Below are 15,438 nucleotides of genomic sequence, written 5' to 3' on the forward strand. Positions count from 1 at the left end.
GCCGCTGGATTCAGGAATATGCCGGAGACGGCTATCAGGAGCTCGCAAGCGGATTCGCGACCTGGTTCGATCAGACGGCTGACCTGGTGCTGACTGAGCATCGCTACCCGCGGGTTCTATCCTTGTTTGAAAAGGCATCAAGGCTTGAAAGCGATTTCTGGCAAATGGGGCTGGACGCAGCAAAGAGCTAAAGAACTCTAAGGTCTGTCGAGCCGCAGGTTCCGATCATACGCACGTCGGATTTGGCGTCTGAAAACAAGGATTTTCTGCCGTGACCGAAATGGAAAGGGCAAGTTGCTAAGCTCGGTATCGCGGTGTTTGAATGAATAGGGTGTTTGCAACACACTAATTTTCGAAAAAAGTGGGTTGCTAGCGATTAAGCAACGTTTTCTTTCCCGATTGGCTTCGGGAGATCGGTTTCGGTCCTGACAAGATTTCTGCCAGCGTTTTTGGCGCAATAAAGCGCTTCATCCGCACGCGAAACTATCGAATGGCCAGTGTCCATCTTTTGATAGGTCGCAATGCCCACCGAGATCGTCACGCGACCAAGATTTTCGCCAGTCGAGCGCTTCACCAGTTCCTTGGACATCACGGCCGAGCGAATGGCTTCACCGATCTTTCGAGCTTCCTCAAGGCTGGTGTGCGGAAGGATGATCGAAAACTCTTCGCCGCCATAGCGACAGGCGATGTCCTGAGTTTTGATATTTTGCTTCACCGCAAGAGCGACAAGCCTGAGGACCTGGTCACCAGTCTGGTGACCATAAGTGTCGTTGAATTTTTTGAAGTGATCGATATCCGTCATCAACAACGCGAAACCACGCCCGCTTTCGATTGACTGATCTATGACCTTTTCAATGGAATTTTCAAAATGCTTGCGGTTGTTCAGGGTTGTCAATTCGTCGGTGAGCGATTCATATCTGATCGCCTCGAGAGAAGACTGCAGGCTTTCAATGTGTTTTTTGGATTCTAGAAGCTGGCTCTCGAGCTTACGATTCGAAGCAACTGCATTCTGGGTCGATTTCACCAGATGGGTGACGTAGATTTGCAGTTTTTCCGGATCGGCGATGCTTTTGATCTTTTCGCCGGCCTGTTCAAGAGCTGTACCGTAGTCAGACGTGGCATCTGCGCTCAGTCGCAAGGAATCGACAAGTTCTTCAACTTCTCTGGATACCTTGCTGCCAACCTCGTCCAGGCGGTCACCGAGGCGGGTAGGGGACAAAAAACGCCCGTAAAGGGTCAGCATCTCGTCTGTGCTGATCCGGCCGCTTTCCTTTATTGTATCGTTAATCGCCCTGTTAAGGCCCTGATTGTAACCAGCAGAATAAGTGTACCAAAGTTCGTAAGAACGCGGGTAGGCCGGCAGTGTGTTCTTCTTGATGTAACTAATAGCGGACTCACCGTATTTGATGGTCCGCTTATGGTCGTCTTCATCCGCCATAGATATCTCTCACCTAGCTCTTGCGAATCCACCTCACACGGCCACAAGATTTAGGTTAAGATGCTAAGGTAAGGCTTAAGGAGCCGTTAAACCTATGGCGAAAAGTACCTAAGGTTATAGGTTATGAAGCTTTTTTCGGACGCGGTTCGCGCAGAAGAAAAGCGGGGATGTGCACACCGGGGCTGAAGGCCGGCTCCATCTTTTCATTTCTAGCTTTTTTGCCAGTTGATTTTTGCGGAAGGTTTGAAACTGGAACCGGGGTCAAAACGTCCTGTTGCTCCTCGTTGGCACTTTGTACTGTTTCGCGCGATTTCGATTGTGAACGGCGACGACCGGCAGGTTTTGGCTGGTCCGCCTCATTGTCATTGCTGGAATTGGCATTCTTGGACGCCTTGCCTGATTTGCGTTTGGCCTTGCGCTCTTTTGCAGCAGCTTCAAAATCAATAGCGTCGCCCTGCCAGTCAATCGACTTCTTGATGAGAGCCTCAATGGCTTCCAGGTATTTGCGGTCTTCACCGGTTACCAGCGTAAACGCTGCACCTGAACGGCCTGCGCGGCCTGTCCGGCCAATTCTGTGAACGTAGTCTTCCGCGTTGATCGGAACGTCATAATTGAAGACGTGGCTGACCTCAGGAATATCAAGTCCGCGAGCCGCAACATCACTGGCGACCAGAAGCTGGATGTTTCCCTTTCGGAAATTGTCCAGCATCATCATTCGGGTGCGCTGGTCCATGTCGCCATGAAGGGCGCCGACATTGTATTCGTGTCTTTCCAGAGACCTGAAAAGTGTCGAAACATCGCGCTTGCGATTGCAGAAAACAATCGCGTTCTTCAACTCTTCCGCACCTTCAAGAAGTTCACGCAACGCGGCGCGTTTTTCGTAATCCTTGGAAGGGGACGCCTTGAGTTTTTGGGACACGTTTTCAGCAGTTGAAGATGTCGGCGCAACTTCGATACGGGCCGGGTTCTGCAGAAACGTTTCTGTCAGACGCTGAATTTCCGGCGGCATGGTTGCGGAGAAAAACAATGTCTGGCGCGTAAACGGAATGAGCTTGCAGATACGTTCAATGTCCGGAATGAAGCCCATGTCGAGCATCCGGTCGGCTTCGTCAATTACAAGAATTTCGACGCCTTGAAGCAGCAGTTTGCCGCGTTCGAAATGGTCCAGCAGTCGGCCAGGCGTCGCAATCAGAACATCCGTGCCGCGGTCAAGCTTCTTGTCCTGGTCGGCAAAAGATACGCCACCAATCAGAAGGGCAACGTTGAGCTTGTGATTTGTTCCGTATTTTTCGAAATTCTCTTCAACCTGTGCCGCCAGTTCACGGGTCGGCTCAAGAATAAGTGTCCTGGGCATACGAGCTCTGGCACGGCCCTTTTCCAGGAGGGTCAACATGGGCAGGGTGAAACTTGCGGTCTTGCCGGTTCCTGTTTGCGCAATGCCGAGTATGTCGCGCCGTTCGAGCACCTGCGGGATCGCTCCGGCCTGGATTGCCGTAGGTTCTTTATAACCGGCTGCCTCAACTGCAGAGAGAACCTTCTCGCTAAGACCGAGAGTATCAAATGACATGGAGCGTTTTGCCCGGATGTTGTGATTGTTAATCGACGGCACCTTGGAAACCATTGGCGCCAACGTGCGCACACCCTACATTCATGCGCTCAGGTGTCAATGCGCAGTTGAGGTAAAATTCCAACAAAATCGAGTATTTCCGCCCAAGACTTGTCAATTGAGTTAATAGAGAGACTTAATTGAATTATGAAGTGGGCAACGAACTTCGCTTATGACGACATGAAATTGCTGGCCACGTGCACTCGATTGTTTCCGGCAAAAAAGGTATTTGCAATTCAGGGTGGCGGTTTTCTATTCCACGATCAGGTCGCAATGAGCTCGTTGGAGAAAAACGATGCGTAATCGGACCTGTATCTGCGCTGAAGTTTCAAATTCACTCCTGCATCTGTAAATGCACGCAGCGTACTTGGTGAAATGTAGTCCGAAATCCGGTACTTGGTGGACAAACTCGGCCTGTGACGGAGAGATATCTCCGACAGAAACTGGCCAAAAGACTGCTCGAAATGCTCAAGTTGCAAAACGATATCCGCGGTCAGCATTCCCTTGTAGGACAGAGTTGCCGTCTGACTGCGAAAAAGATTGTCGGCTTCAAGATCTGATATTCCCGAGACGTGAGCGACGAAGTCTTTCACGGACATATTCTTATCGAAAAATCGTTCGCTGTAATAGGATGGCAACGGGGTGTCGGTCAGAATGATTTTTTCATAGCAATAGGCGAGCCGGTGCATCGGGTCTTGGACCCAACGATTTTCATGTCCGGATAGCGGCGTTTGAGCTCCCTGGCCGTAAGCAACTCGACATTTCCATGAAACAGCAACCGCTCATGCTTCCAGGGTTCAGAGGTCTTTTTCCCATTTCCAGTTTCTGGGCTGGTATTGCTTGCGAGATAGTTCAAAATCGGTGCCAACACTTGAAAAGCCGGCTCCGTGGCGCGGGCATAGGCAATATTGTGCGCGGGAAATGCCAAATACACATGATTGCGCAGTGGTCTACGCCGCTTGTCAAAAATTGAATAGACCCGATTTAACATCGTACAGATCCGGTCGGTTATTATTTCTTTAGAAACAGAATCTCCGAAGAAACAGAAGCCCTGAGCCTCGAGGAGCGCATTCTGGCGCGAAGTAACCGCGACAGGTTACCTGTGATCGGGGTTAAATATCAAGGTCCTCGGCAAACTCCGCATTTTCCTGAATAAATCTGAAACGGGCTTCCGGTTTGTTGCCCATCAGTCGCTCGACTGTGTCATTGGTTACCGCGATCGCATCCTCGTCCACGTCAACTTTCAAGAGGGAACGCTTTGCAGGGTCCATGGTTGTTTCCTTGAGCTGAGCAGGCAACATTTCACCAAGACCCTTAAAGCGGCCAATCTCTATTTTTGATTTGCCTTTAAAGACTGTCGCCATCAGCTCGTCTTTATGCATGTCGTCCCGGGCGTAGAGGGTTTTACCTCCCTGACTGAGCCTGTAGAGCGGTGGGACGGCAAGGTAAAGATGACCGCCGCGGATGAGTTCAGGCATTTCGCGGTAGAAGAATGTAATGAGAAGTGACGCGATGTGAGCGCCGTCCACGTCGGCGTCCGTCATGATGACGATTTTCTCATAACGAAGATCGGTTTCCCGGTATTGCGAGCGGGTGCCACATCCAAGAGCCTGGATGAGATCGGCCAATTGCTGATTTGCAACCAGTTTGTCGCGGCCGGCATTGGCAACGTTCAGAATTTTGCCGCGCAAGGGCAGTACGGCCTGGTTGGACCGGTTGCGTGCCTGTTTCGCGGATCCGCCCGCGGAGTCACCCTCGACGATAAAAAGCTCGGTTCCGTCGGACTGGTTGGCCGAACAGTCAGCCAGTTTGCCAGGCAGACGAAGTTTTCTGACCGCGGACTTACGCGCAACGTCCTTTTCCTGGCGCCGGCGCAAGCGCTCCTCTGCGCGATCGATGACCCACTCAAGCAGTTTATTGGCCTGGTTGGGTGAAGCGGTCAGCCAGTGATCGAACGCATCGCGCACGGCGGTTTCGGCAATGCGTGTGGCCTCGTTGGTTGCAAGTTTGTCTTTTGTCTGGCCGACGAATTCAGGTTCGCGGATAAAGACGGAAAGCATGCCTCCAGCGGAAGTCATCACGTCGTCGCCGGTGATGATGCTGGCCTTCTTGTTGTTGGTCAGCTCACCATAGGCTTTCAGGCCACGCAGGAGCGCATAGCGGAAGCCGGCTTCATGCGTTCCACCTTCCGGTGTCGGGACCGTATTACAGTAGGAATTGACGAAACCGTCTCCGGCAAACCAGTTGACCGCCCATTCAACAGACCCATGTTTTCCTGTTTTGTCGGTTCGCCCGGCAAAGACCTCGTCAACGACGCGCCGCTCCTTCGTCAGGCGCTCCTCCAGAAAGTCCTTCAACCCACCTGGAAAATGGAAGACGGCTTCTGCGGGTGTTTCATCTTTTTCCGCAATCAGCCGGGGCTCGCAATGCCAGCGGATTTCCACGCCGCCGAAGAGATAGGCCTTGGAGCGCGCCATCTTGAGCAGTCTGGCAGGCAGAAATCTTGCGCCTTTGCCGAAAATCTGTTCGTCCGGTTTGAACCGAACTTGCGTTCCCCTGCGGTTCTGGGTGTCGCCGACCAGTTCAAGCGGACCCTGCGGGTGACCGCGCCTGAACGTTTGCCTGTAAAGCTTGCGGCTTCGGGCAACTTCAACAACGAGTTCTTCTGACAGGGCGTTGACGACGGAAACACCGACGCCGTGCAATCCTCCAGAGGTTTCATAGACCTTGCTGTCGAACTTTCCGCCGGCATGCAGTGTGGTCATGATGACTTCGAGCGCCGACTTGTCCTTGAACTTCGGATGCGGATCGACCGGTATACCGCGGCCGTTATCTGTGATTGTAAGATAGCCATCGGACGTGAGACTGACGTCAATCCATGTCGCATGCCCTGCGACCGCTTCATCCATGGAATTGTCGATGACTTCGGCAAAAAGGTGGTGCAGGGCCTTCTCGTCCGTTCCACCGATATACATGCCCGGTCTGCGTCGTACGGGTTCCAGACCTTCGAGAACTTCAATATCCGCAGCGGAATATTCGTCAGGGATGGGAACGGCTGCCACTGGGCGCGCTTTTGGGACCGCTGGCGCGTCCTGGGTCAAAGGTGCGGAGACTGCCGCATTGCCAGCAAATAAATCGTCTTTTGCGCTCATTCCAAATCGCCTGAAGGAGTTCGTAATTCCGTTTCCAGAGGTTCAGCGCTGATACCTACACCGAATCAGACTCAAGTTTGAAGGACAAACATAGAACAGGAAAGGATTTTGGCCAAAAGGCCCCGTTTTCAACAACAACGACCGCAATTTCCTGCGAGAAACCGATCATCAACCTGATTGTGTTTAACTGCTCAGCCTCTCACGGCAAGGGGGAAGGGTGAAATTGTGTCAATTCGGCAACACAAGCTCATAGAGTCGAGCCAGAAGGGATTGAATGACCGTGCTGCCCATGTTCGGCCATGTTTGAGCATCACCGGTTACGCTAAGATCTGATCGCGTGATGATTGCACTGGTGATTGTAGCTGATCGAAGACTAGGCAATCAGATCGCGTAGAGGAAACCACAAATGGTCTTAATTGGGCGCAGAATGGCCCAACTTAGGCCGAATTGATTGGCCATTTTAGGCCTCCTGGACAATGGGTCCGCAAAGGCGCTGCTGTGCGGATCGAAGAGACTGAACATGCGCTTAGCGCGGACCGAATATAAGATCGCAAAGATCGTCCGTCGTGCCGATGAAATTCGGTCGGCAGTAAATAGTGTAACAGGGAAGCAAAAGAAGAGCTCAATGCCTCAACGCCGTGGAAAATATGGTGCTTTATTTGGCGCGTTGATCTTCGTTGGTCTGGCGGGGCCGGCGGCTGCTTTTGATGGCCAGCCTGCTGCCGACAGTTCCATTGGCCCCTCGGATTTGTCTCCGACCGAAGCTCTACGCGCAGGCGTGCGGCAATATAACGAGGGGCGGAAGACGGAAGCCCTGAATGCCCTTCAATATGCTGCCGAAAACGGGCAGCCGAGCGCTGCCTGGAAGCTCGGTGAAATGTACGCTTCAGGAGATGGTGTTCAGGAAGATGATCTCAAGGCATTTCAGTATTATAGCCAGATTGTGCGCGAGCACGGTGAAGATCGACCGGACGCTCCGGACGCTCCTTTCGTATCCAGCGCCTTTGTTGCACTCGGCTCTTACTACCTGAACGGTATCGACGGCGCTGTACCTAAAAACGAAGCGCGCGCCAGGCATATCTTTACGCACGCGGCGTCCTATTTTGGGGATGCTGAAGCGCAGTACGAACTTGGGCGTATGTATCAGGACAGCAGCAGTCGTATGGCGGTTCGATGGTACAATCTTGCCGCGCTTAAGGGACATGTGGGCGCTCAGGCGAGACTGGGTGAAACACTCTATACGCTTGGCTCTTCAGAAAAGAAAAAGGCGCGCGGTCTTATGTGGATGACTGTTGCGCGCGAACAGGCTGCCGGTGTCGATGCCGGTTGGATTCACGACATGCACGAGCAGTATTTTGCAGTGTCGTCGGAACCGGTTCGGGAAAAAGCACGCCTTCTGGCCGATGGGTGGATTGAACAAAACCGCCCTGACATGCTGACGGCGCAACAACTCCCCTCACAGTAATTGCAGTAGCCTTCTGCAGCGATTGCGGACCGGCTGGAAGTTTAGCCGGTGGTCGATCCGTTCAGGTCTTGTTGTTTTGGCGACATCGCCGGCTGATCGCCAAACTCCTTGAGAATTTCGTCTTGCAGGTGCGTCAACGGGCAGGGAGCGTTGCTTATTTGCCACGAGGTGTTGTTCAAAACCATCTCGCAGGTTGCCATTTTCAAGCCATCCGAACTTTTCAGGCAAATGGACTCACCTAAGCCGTAATCTTCGCCCTGATATCTGCATGTGCAGGAAATGTTTTGGGCATGGCCAAGCGGCATAATCACGAAATTTGCAGCCACAAACACTCCTGTGAACCAGGCACGAGCGACGGCAAAACCTGATCTCCCAGTCCGATAAAAATCGGCTGACAGTGCAGAGCGTCCGCATGTTGCCGCGGCGGACGGGTCTCGGCGAAACGTTATCCCATAGCCACAAAAGAGTAGCATGATGGCCGTTTACTGCAAGCCTGCCTGCCTGCGGTCGACAGCCTGCGCACTGAGATATGCCGGAAAATCAGGGATGAATATGTGCCTTCGCAAACCTGTCAGGCTGCGATCTTGACCCAGACCGGAACGTGATCGGAAGGTTTTTCCCAGCCGCGGACATGTTTGTCTATTCCGCATCCGATCATCCGATCTGTCGCTTGAGGAGACATAAGAATATGATCAATTCTGATGCCGTTATTCTTCTGCCAGGCACCGGCCTGATAATCCCAGAAAGTAAAGGTTTCCGGTGCTTCGGTGCAAGAGCGCACTACTTCGGTGAGACCGAGATTCATCAGTGCCCTGAACCGTTGTCGGCTGTCCGGTTGAAATAAAGCGTCGTCTAACCAGTTTTGCGGATTTTTTGCATCGATGGGGTCGGGAATAACATTGTAGTCACCCAGCAGCAAAAAGGCCGTCTCATCTTTTAGCTTGCTTTCGGCGTGGTTAATCAGCCGTTCCATCCATTCCAGTTTGTAAGGGAACTTTTCGGTTCCAAGTGGATTGCCATTGGGAAGATAGAGACAGCCGAATCGGATTGCGCCTTGCTCCGTCGACACGCTGGCTTCTATGTACCGCGCCTGTTCGTCTTCATCATTGCCGGGAAGCCTGCGCTGCACATCTTCCAGGGGCCGTTTTGAAAGCAAAGCGACACCGTTAAAACCTTTTTGCCCATGGGTTTCGACGTTGTAACCGAGGTCTTCAAAGGGCTGGCGCGGGAAATTTTCGTCGACAGACTTGATTTCCTGGAGGCAGGCAATGTCGGGAGACGTTTCCTTCAACCATTCCAGCACGGTTTCAATGCGCGCTTTGACGCCGTTTATGTTCCAGGTCGCAATTTTCATGACAGGGCAGCCTCGGCCAGTAAGGAGCCGGAGCTACCGGCCTTGGAAATGAAATCGGTCGTTTCAGATCGTGAAGCTTGTACCGCAACCACAGCCAGCAACGGCGTTCGGATTGTTGATCTGAAAGGATTGACCGATCAGGTCATCGACAAAGTCGATCTCCGAGCCGCCCATATATTGTAAAGAGATGGCATCGATCAGGACCGTCGCACCAGGCTTTTCTATGATGAAATCATCATTTTCGCTGCTGTTGACGACATCATATTTGTATTGCAGGCCGGAGCAACCGCCACCTTCCACGCTGACCCGCAGCATGCTGCCCGAAGGTTCCTTCGACAGGATCTTTGCGATCCGCTTTGCAGCCCGATCGCTGACTGTTACTCGATCTTCAAGTGTCTCGGTCATCTTTTTACCGGCTCGCATAATTCAAACTCTCGCAGGAGAGCGGAAAACCTGATTTGTTCAGATAAGTAAGTTTTGCAGTCGTCCACGTCAATGTGGAGCGATTGGCTGTGATAACTTAAAACACGGGGAATCGCAGTGAAGGACGGTTTGAGGCATATGAATTCGGACATTGGTTTTGGCGCGCAGTCCCGTGCGGTTTATGCGGAAAATCCTCTGGAAAGCCGGGGGCGCCTCTATCCGGAAACTGAAAGTCCGACCAGGACTCCGTTTCAGCGCGACCGTGACAGGATAATTCACTCATCTGCGTTCAGGCGCTTGAAACACAAGACCCAGGTTTTTGTCTATCACGAAGGCGATCATTTCCGCACCAGACTGACCCACACGATAGAGGTTTCACAGATTGCCAGATCTCTGGCGCGTGCTTTGCGCCTGGATGAGGATCTGGCCGAGTGCTTGGCCTTGTCTCATGATTTGGGACACACGCCCTTCGGTCATGAAGGCGAGGATGTCATGCACGAGTGTATGGCCCCTTTCGGTGGTTTCGATCACAACGCCCAGTCTCTAAGGGTCGTCACCCATCTGGAGCAGCGTTATGCCGAATTCGATGGCCTTAATCTTGCCTGGGAAACACTTGAAGGCCTGGTCAAGCACAACGGACCTCTAATAGGCCTGGACGGTTCTCCACTCGGTAAATTCAAGAATGTCCAATTGCCTTTCGCGATTCGCGAATACGAAGAAAAACAGGATCTTCTGCTGAAAACCTGGCCCGGGGGAGAAGCCCAGGCGGCCGCGATCGCGGATGATATTGCCTATGATGCACATGATCTGGATGACGGACTGAGAGCAGGACTGTTCGCGGTCGAAGACATGCGCGAAGTGCCGTATCTGGCAGAGATCCTATCGGAAGTCGACACCAAATATCCCGGTCTCGAGGAGAGCCGCAGGATCCATGAAATCGTGCGCAGATCCATCACTCGAATGGTGGAAGATGTCATTCGGGAAGGGATGCGCAACATCGCAGAAACCAACCCGCAAAGTGCGCAGGATATTCGCCTGGCCGGCAGGTGCCTGATCGGATTCTCAAGCGACATGGCGGCTGCGGAAAAAGAGGTGAAGCGATTCCTGTTTTCACGGGTCTACCGTCATCACGATGTCCTGGCCGTACGCAAGCTGGTTTCAAGGGTTGTGAAAGATCTGTTCCAGAAGTTTCATGCGCAGCCTGAATTGATGCCTTCACCCTGGAACATTGGTCTTGAAGACCTGAGCGAAACCGAGGTTGCGAGACGGATCTGCGATTACATTGCGGGCATGACCGACAGGTATGCGATTGAAGAACATCGCAGATTGTTTGACGACACTCCAGATTTGGGGTAGGCGCTTGAACGAAATTACATCCCTGTGACGCCGGAGGAAATCTCCTCTGCTGCGCACGGGTGATTTGTGTTTGAAAGACGAAACCTGATCGGTGCTCTATGAATATCTTCGCAGATTTCACGCAACGCGTTAAAAATGCGCTTCAAGAACTTGAACTTAAAGACAAAGATGGTTTTTCTCCTGACTTGTCGCGCGTTGTCGTGGAAGCGCCGCGAGATCCTGCACACGGAGATTTTGCAACCAATGCCGCGATGGTTTTGGCAAAGCCGCTCGGAATGAAGCCGAGGGATTTGGCAGAAAAGCTGGTTGAGAAACTCAACGACGATCCGGATGTAACGGAAGCAACGATAGCTGGTCCCGGTTTCATCAATCTGCGTGTCGCGCCAGGTGTCTGGCAAAGGGTTTTGGGAAGTGTGCTGGAGCTTGGAGTGGATTTTGGATCCGTTCAGCAGGTGCCGGCGCCCAAAGTCAATGTTGAATATGTGTCAACCAACCCGACAGGTCCGATGCATGTAGGTCACATTCGTGGTGCCGTGGTCGGAGATGCCTTGGCAAACCTTCTTTCCTTCGCCGGGAACGAGGTGGTCAAGGAATATTATGTGAATGATGCCGGTTCCCAGATCGACACCCTGGCGAGCAGCGCCTTCCTGCGCTATCGCGAAGCGCTTGGTGAGGACATTGGTCAAATCCCGGCCGGGCTATATCCGGGAGATTACCTGATCCCCGTTGGAGAAAGTCTCAAGCAGGAATTCGGATTGTCGCTGAAGGAAATGCCCGAGAGCGAATGGATGCCGTTGGTCAAGGAGCGGGCCATTTCCGCGATGCTGGACCTGATCCGTGAAGACCTGGCGACCCTCGGCGTTGAGCATGAAGTTTTCTTTTCGGAAAAATCATTGCACGAGCGCGAAAACAGCAATGGGTCCAAGATCGACCAGATGCTGGACGGTTTGCGTGCAAAAGGCCTCGTATATGAAGGAACACTTCCGCCACCCAAGGGCCAGGTTCCGGAGGATTGGGAAGACCGTGAGCAGACGCTCTTTCGTGCAAGCGACTATGGCGATGATACCGATCGCGCGCTGAAGAAATCTGACGGGTCCTATACGTATTTTGCGGCGGATGTCGCGTATTTCGAAGACAAGTTCAAACGAGGTTTCAAGGAAACCATCTATGTGCTTGGCGCAGATCATAGCGGTTATGCAAAGCGTCTTCAGGCTGTCGGCAAGGCGGTTTCAGGCGGCGAAACAGACGTGATCGTCAGGTTCTGTCAGCTGGTGAAACTGATGCGTGACGGTCAGCCTGTGAAGATGTCCAAGCGTTCAGGTGACTTCATAACCTTTCGGGAAGTGGTCGATGAGGTTGGCTCCGATCCTGTTCGCTTCATGATGCTGTTCCGGAAGAATGATGCACCGCTGGAGTTCGATTTCAAGAAAGTCACCGAGCAATCCAAGGACAATCCGGTTTTTTACGTTCAGTACGGATACGCACGTTGCCGGTCTGCGATGCGTCAGGCCGCAGAGGAGCTCAAAGGCTCGGATCTGGGTGACGCTAATCTTGCCGGGGCGGATTTTACTTTGCTGTCTGACAGCGGCGAGCTTGAGCTCATTGCCAAAATGGCGGAGTGGCCGAAAGTGATTGATGCGGCAGCAGAAACGCATGAACCGCACAGAATCGCCTTTTATCTCCATGAACTGGCAAGTTCTTTGCATGGACACTGGAATCGTGGCAAGGAAATGCCGCATTTACGTTTTATTGACGCCGGTAACTCGAAATTAACCCTGGCACGTCTTGCATTGGTTCGTGCAATATCTTTGGTGCTTGCTTCAGGTCTTGCGATTCTTGGTGTTAATGCTCCTGAAGAAATGCGCTAGATTTAATCATAGTCTCTTGTGCTGACGAATCATGGCACTTTGACTGAACTGGACCAGTTTTCGTAAAGCCCATGTCGGAAGACTACGAAACAAAGCGAACAGACTCGCGTGTGCCTGAAAAAGATTCAGGCAGCGAGCGACCGACCGTGGAAGATCCGCTGGTTGAGTTGGCGCGGATTGTCCATAAAAACAAACAATCGGGGGCGGATGTGAGCAGCGGTCGCGTCGGCAATACGGATTATTTCGCAGGTCTGGATGAAGTTGCTGATGAGCATCCGGCTCAGGACGGTAATACGGCGGATGGAAGTGCGGTTGCACGAACCGAGCCGACATTCTCAAGCGACCAGTCACTAGGCAATCTCCCGGAATTTTCGGAAGACGGGGAGCCCTCCGGCATTGGTAATGTCGACGGAGCGTTCCCGGGGGGAGAACAGCACACGCAGCCCGATGCTCCCTCAGTTGAAATTCCGAAATTCGAGCCAGAACCGCCAAAACCGGTTGCCAATGTGTCGCCCTTGTGGCCAAAGGCACCTGAGCCGAAAGTCGATGATACACCGGTCGCTGCCGGTCAGACAGCTGTGAGCGCTGGATTTTCCACTCAGTCGCAGGCCTATCAGGTGAGGCCGATAGAAACCGGATTTTCTAGTGCCGCGTCAGGCGAGCAAACAAGTCTTGCACCTTCTGTCGCGCTTGATCTGGAACAGAACCTGACTGCAGAACTGGAAGACGAGTTGATCGGCGTTTTACGTCAGTCTGTCGACGAGGACGTCGAACCGGAAGTTCAGCAGTCGGAAATTCACGAACCGGTTTCTTTGGTACGCTCCGTAGAAGGCAACGCTGAAACTGTCTGGCCGGAGGACAGGCAAACGGACGATGCCGTTGATGAGTTTGTTCAGGATGCAAAAAGAGACTCTGCAGTCGTCAGTGTCGAAGAAGACCAGATTTCATTGAGTTCGGTTGTTCCCAATGTGCAACCCCCAGAGCAATCGCCTGCACCGGATCTCGAACCCTCCATTGCGCAGGCTCTTGAACAGAACATCGTGCCACCAGTGGAACCCGCAAGACCGTTCGGTGTCCGATCGGATGCTCGCGAAGAAGAGACCTCTGCTGAAGAGACAAAACGCCCTGCAATAGATGAAAGCGATCTGTTTGCAGCTCTGAATGAGACGCATGCCCCCTTTTCCGCAGGGGACAGTCAACACCGAGGTGGCGTCAAGGACGATGAGGACAAACTCTCCGGAATTGACGCGATTTTTGCGGACCTGGATTTTCCTGATCCTGCCGAACGCAAGAGTGCGCAGGTTGAGGTCAGTCCTCAACCGCCCGAGAAACAGGTTTCTGCTGAGGAAATTGACGACATGACCTGGCCGGCAGCGGTTGAGGCCGTGCCGCAGACCGAGGCTGACGAAACGCCACCTCCGCCGGAAGGCTATGACCTTGATGCGGTTGCCCGGGCTATGCAGGAAAGCGATCCGAGTCTGACCGGGGCGGGTGTATTGCCACCACATCCGAGCGCGGAAGAGGCTGCAACGCCCCGGGCAAAGGAAAAATCGCGGCGCGGACTTGTTGTCGCCGCCAGCGTGCTCGGGATCGCGGTTCTCGGTGGGGCCGGTTTCTTCCTGATGGATGGAGACGCGGTGCAGGTACCGAGTGGTCCACCTCCCGTTATCAGTGGTATCCAGGAGCCATTGAAGGTCTATCCGGAACAAGCCCAGGCGCAAGCAGATGATTCTGCTTCGAAGCTGATTTATGACCGTGTCGATGGATCGGGTGAAACAGGTCCGGCTCGGTTGATTCTGCCTGAATCTCCGCAACCTGCTGAGTTGCCACCTGCACCGGCGGGCAGCAATGGAAATGCGGAACTCGTTCCTGGTTCGCCGAAACGGGTTACGACCTACAAGGTGCTGCCGGATGGCACAATAGTGTCGGAGACCGAAGCCGCCGATACGGGGACAGCCCCGGCTGCCTCGGCGTCGCCCAATGATGCTTCGAGAGTGGTCGCAACAACCCCGTTTGTTCCTGGGGAAATTGCCGAACAACCAGCTGCATCTGGTTCTGACCCGGTGGTTCCTGTACCGGCTGAACCTTCCGTTGCAACACCAGAGACACCGGCACAGCCTGAAACTCCGGCGGTTTCGGAAACTCCGGCAATCGTCGCGGAACCTGAAGCTGCGCAACCGGAAACCCCTGCCATTGCAGAGCCTGCAGTTGCGGTCCCATCCGTCTTGCCACGCAAGAAGCCAGCCGCACCTGTTCAGGTTGCCAGTGCTCCTGCTGCCGTGACGACACCGGCACCGACCGCTCAAAACGATGGTCCGTTGAATTTGTCGCAGACCGCAAGCACACCTGCACCTGCCGCGGCTTCCGGCAATCCAGCTGCAACGGGTAGTATTCCTTCCGGCACCTATATCGTTCAGGTGACGTCACAGCGCTCGGCAACAGCAGCCAGCAGTGCATATGCTGGTCTTCAGCGCCGCTATCCGGCGATTCTCGGCAGCCAGAATGCGGTTATTGTTCCCGCTGATCTTGGGGATCGTGGTGTATTCTATCGTGCTCGAATTCCAACCGGATCTCGCGACGAAGCGATCAGATTGTGTGAAAGCCTGCAAGGGGCAGGCGGCGATTGCTTCGTGCGCCGACAGCCCTGATCCGCACCAAGACGCAACATTCATTCGAATTGAACGGTCGGATTTTCCGGCCGTTTATTCTGCGGCGGATATCTTTTCCTTGCGGACAAGGCCAACGAGTGAAGGTGCCATAGACGCATAAATATGTG

Annotated in this window: 12 protein-coding genes and 1 pseudogene; 5 read left to right on the forward strand and 8 right to left on the reverse strand. The window is 53.3% G+C overall.

What is annotated here, in order from left to right:
- Window positions 1-191, forward strand: a pseudogene (locus K5905_RS10470) (thiaminase II); the annotation flags it as partial.
- A gap of 185 nt (window positions 192-376) precedes the next feature.
- Here K5905_RS10470 and K5905_RS10475 read toward each other — a convergent pair.
- The 5 genes from K5905_RS10475 to parE form a co-directional block, all read right to left on the reverse strand.
- On the reverse strand, window positions 377-1,438 hold the full coding sequence (locus K5905_RS10475; protein WP_297583331.1) for a GGDEF domain-containing protein: 1,062 nt from the start codon (window positions 1,436-1,438) through the stop codon (window positions 377-379).
- A 121-nt stretch (window positions 1,439-1,559) separates the two neighbouring features.
- Window positions 1,560-3,005 carry a DEAD/DEAH box helicase gene (locus tag K5905_RS10480; RefSeq protein ID WP_297583334.1) on the reverse strand — a complete coding sequence of 482 codons (1,446 nt, stop codon included), beginning with the start codon at window positions 3,003-3,005 and terminating at the stop codon, window positions 1,560-1,562.
- Between the two features lie 302 nt (window positions 3,006-3,307).
- Window positions 3,308-3,643 (reverse strand): hypothetical protein, encoded by a 336-nt coding sequence (locus tag K5905_RS10485; RefSeq protein WP_297583337.1) that lies wholly within the window; start codon window positions 3,641-3,643, stop codon window positions 3,308-3,310.
- Window positions 3,644-3,693: 50 nt separating this feature from the next.
- Entirely contained in the window at window positions 3,694-4,035 is a 342-nt protein-coding gene (locus K5905_RS10490; RefSeq protein WP_297583339.1) for a hypothetical protein, read from the reverse strand.
- 121 nt (window positions 4,036-4,156) lie between these two features.
- On the reverse strand, window positions 4,157-6,196 hold the full coding sequence (parE, locus tag K5905_RS10495; protein WP_297583342.1) for a DNA topoisomerase IV subunit B: 2,040 nt from the start codon (window positions 6,194-6,196) through the stop codon (window positions 4,157-4,159).
- Between the two features lie 625 nt (window positions 6,197-6,821).
- Here parE and K5905_RS10500 point away from each other — a divergent pair.
- Window positions 6,822-7,661 carry a tetratricopeptide repeat protein gene (locus K5905_RS10500; protein ID WP_297583344.1) on the forward strand — a complete coding sequence of 280 codons (840 nt, stop codon included), beginning with the start codon at window positions 6,822-6,824 and terminating at the stop codon, window positions 7,659-7,661.
- Window positions 7,662-7,702: 41 nt separating this feature from the next.
- Here K5905_RS10500 and K5905_RS10505 read toward each other — a convergent pair whose 3' ends face one another.
- The 3 genes from K5905_RS10505 to erpA all read right to left on the reverse strand — a co-directional run bounded on the left by K5905_RS10505 (window position 7,703) and on the right by erpA (window position 9,420).
- Entirely contained in the window at window positions 7,703-7,987 is a 285-nt protein-coding gene (locus K5905_RS10505; RefSeq protein WP_297583347.1) for a hypothetical protein, read from the reverse strand.
- Between the two features lie 245 nt (window positions 7,988-8,232).
- Window positions 8,233-9,015 carry an exodeoxyribonuclease III gene (gene xth / locus K5905_RS10510; protein WP_297583350.1) on the reverse strand — a complete coding sequence of 261 codons (783 nt, stop codon included), beginning with the start codon at window positions 9,013-9,015 and terminating at the stop codon, window positions 8,233-8,235.
- Window positions 9,016-9,078: 63 nt separating this feature from the next.
- Window positions 9,079-9,420, reverse strand: a complete 342-nt coding sequence (gene erpA / locus K5905_RS10515) for an iron-sulfur cluster insertion protein ErpA (RefSeq protein ID WP_297583352.1) — start codon at window positions 9,418-9,420, stop codon at window positions 9,079-9,081.
- Between the two features lie 156 nt (window positions 9,421-9,576).
- On the opposite strand from erpA, the gene K5905_RS10520 reads away from it, so the two are divergent.
- From K5905_RS10520 to K5905_RS10530, 3 genes are all read left to right on the forward strand, one after another.
- The gene (locus K5905_RS10520) at window positions 9,577-10,794 is read left to right on the forward strand and encodes a deoxyguanosinetriphosphate triphosphohydrolase (RefSeq protein WP_297583354.1); all 1,218 of its coding nucleotides are present in this window, start codon (window positions 9,577-9,579) and stop codon (window positions 10,792-10,794) included.
- A gap of 98 nt (window positions 10,795-10,892) precedes the next feature.
- Complete coding sequence (gene argS, locus K5905_RS10525) at window positions 10,893-12,662, forward strand: arginine--tRNA ligase (protein ID WP_297583356.1); 1,770 nt, start codon at window positions 10,893-10,895, stop codon at window positions 12,660-12,662.
- A 110-nt stretch (window positions 12,663-12,772) separates the two neighbouring features.
- A complete protein-coding gene (locus tag K5905_RS10530; protein WP_297583358.1) occupies window positions 12,773-15,310 on the forward strand; it encodes an SPOR domain-containing protein in 2,538 nt (845 codons plus the stop codon).
- Window positions 15,311-15,438: the final 128 nt, after the last annotated feature.

The sequence above is a fragment of the Roseibium sp. genome (assembly GCF_025698965.1).
Classification (GTDB): Bacteria; Pseudomonadota; Alphaproteobacteria; order Rhizobiales; family Stappiaceae; genus Roseibium.

What these genes read in the sequence shown, in the direction of transcription:
- K5905_RS10490 (WP_297583339.1), bottom strand. Translation starts at nt 4,035, where the DNA reads ATGTTAAATCGGGTCTATTCAATTTTTGACAAGCGGCGTAGACCACTG.
- argS (WP_297583356.1), top strand. Translation starts at nt 10,893, where the DNA reads ATGAATATCTTCGCAGATTTCACGCAACGCGTTAAAAATGCGCTTCAA.
- parE (WP_297583342.1), bottom strand. Translation starts at nt 6,196, where the DNA reads ATGAGCGCAAAAGACGATTTATTTGCTGGCAATGCGGCAGTCTCCGCA.
- erpA (WP_297583352.1), bottom strand. Translation starts at nt 9,420, where the DNA reads ATGACCGAGACACTTGAAGATCGAGTAACAGTCAGCGATCGGGCTGCA.
- K5905_RS10500 (WP_297583344.1), top strand. Translation starts at nt 6,822, where the DNA reads ATGCCTCAACGCCGTGGAAAATATGGTGCTTTATTTGGCGCGTTGATC.
- K5905_RS10520 (WP_297583354.1), top strand. Translation starts at nt 9,577, where the DNA reads ATGAATTCGGACATTGGTTTTGGCGCGCAGTCCCGTGCGGTTTATGCG.
- K5905_RS10480 (WP_297583334.1), bottom strand. Translation starts at nt 3,005, where the DNA reads ATGTCATTTGATACTCTCGGTCTTAGCGAGAAGGTTCTCTCTGCAGTT.
- xth (WP_297583350.1), bottom strand. Translation starts at nt 9,015, where the DNA reads ATGAAAATTGCGACCTGGAACATAAACGGCGTCAAAGCGCGCATTGAA.
- K5905_RS10485 (WP_297583337.1), bottom strand. Translation starts at nt 3,643, where the DNA reads ATGTCCGTGAAAGACTTCGTCGCTCACGTCTCGGGAATATCAGATCTT.
- K5905_RS10475 (WP_297583331.1), bottom strand. Translation starts at nt 1,438, where the DNA reads ATGGCGGATGAAGACGACCATAAGCGGACCATCAAATACGGTGAGTCC.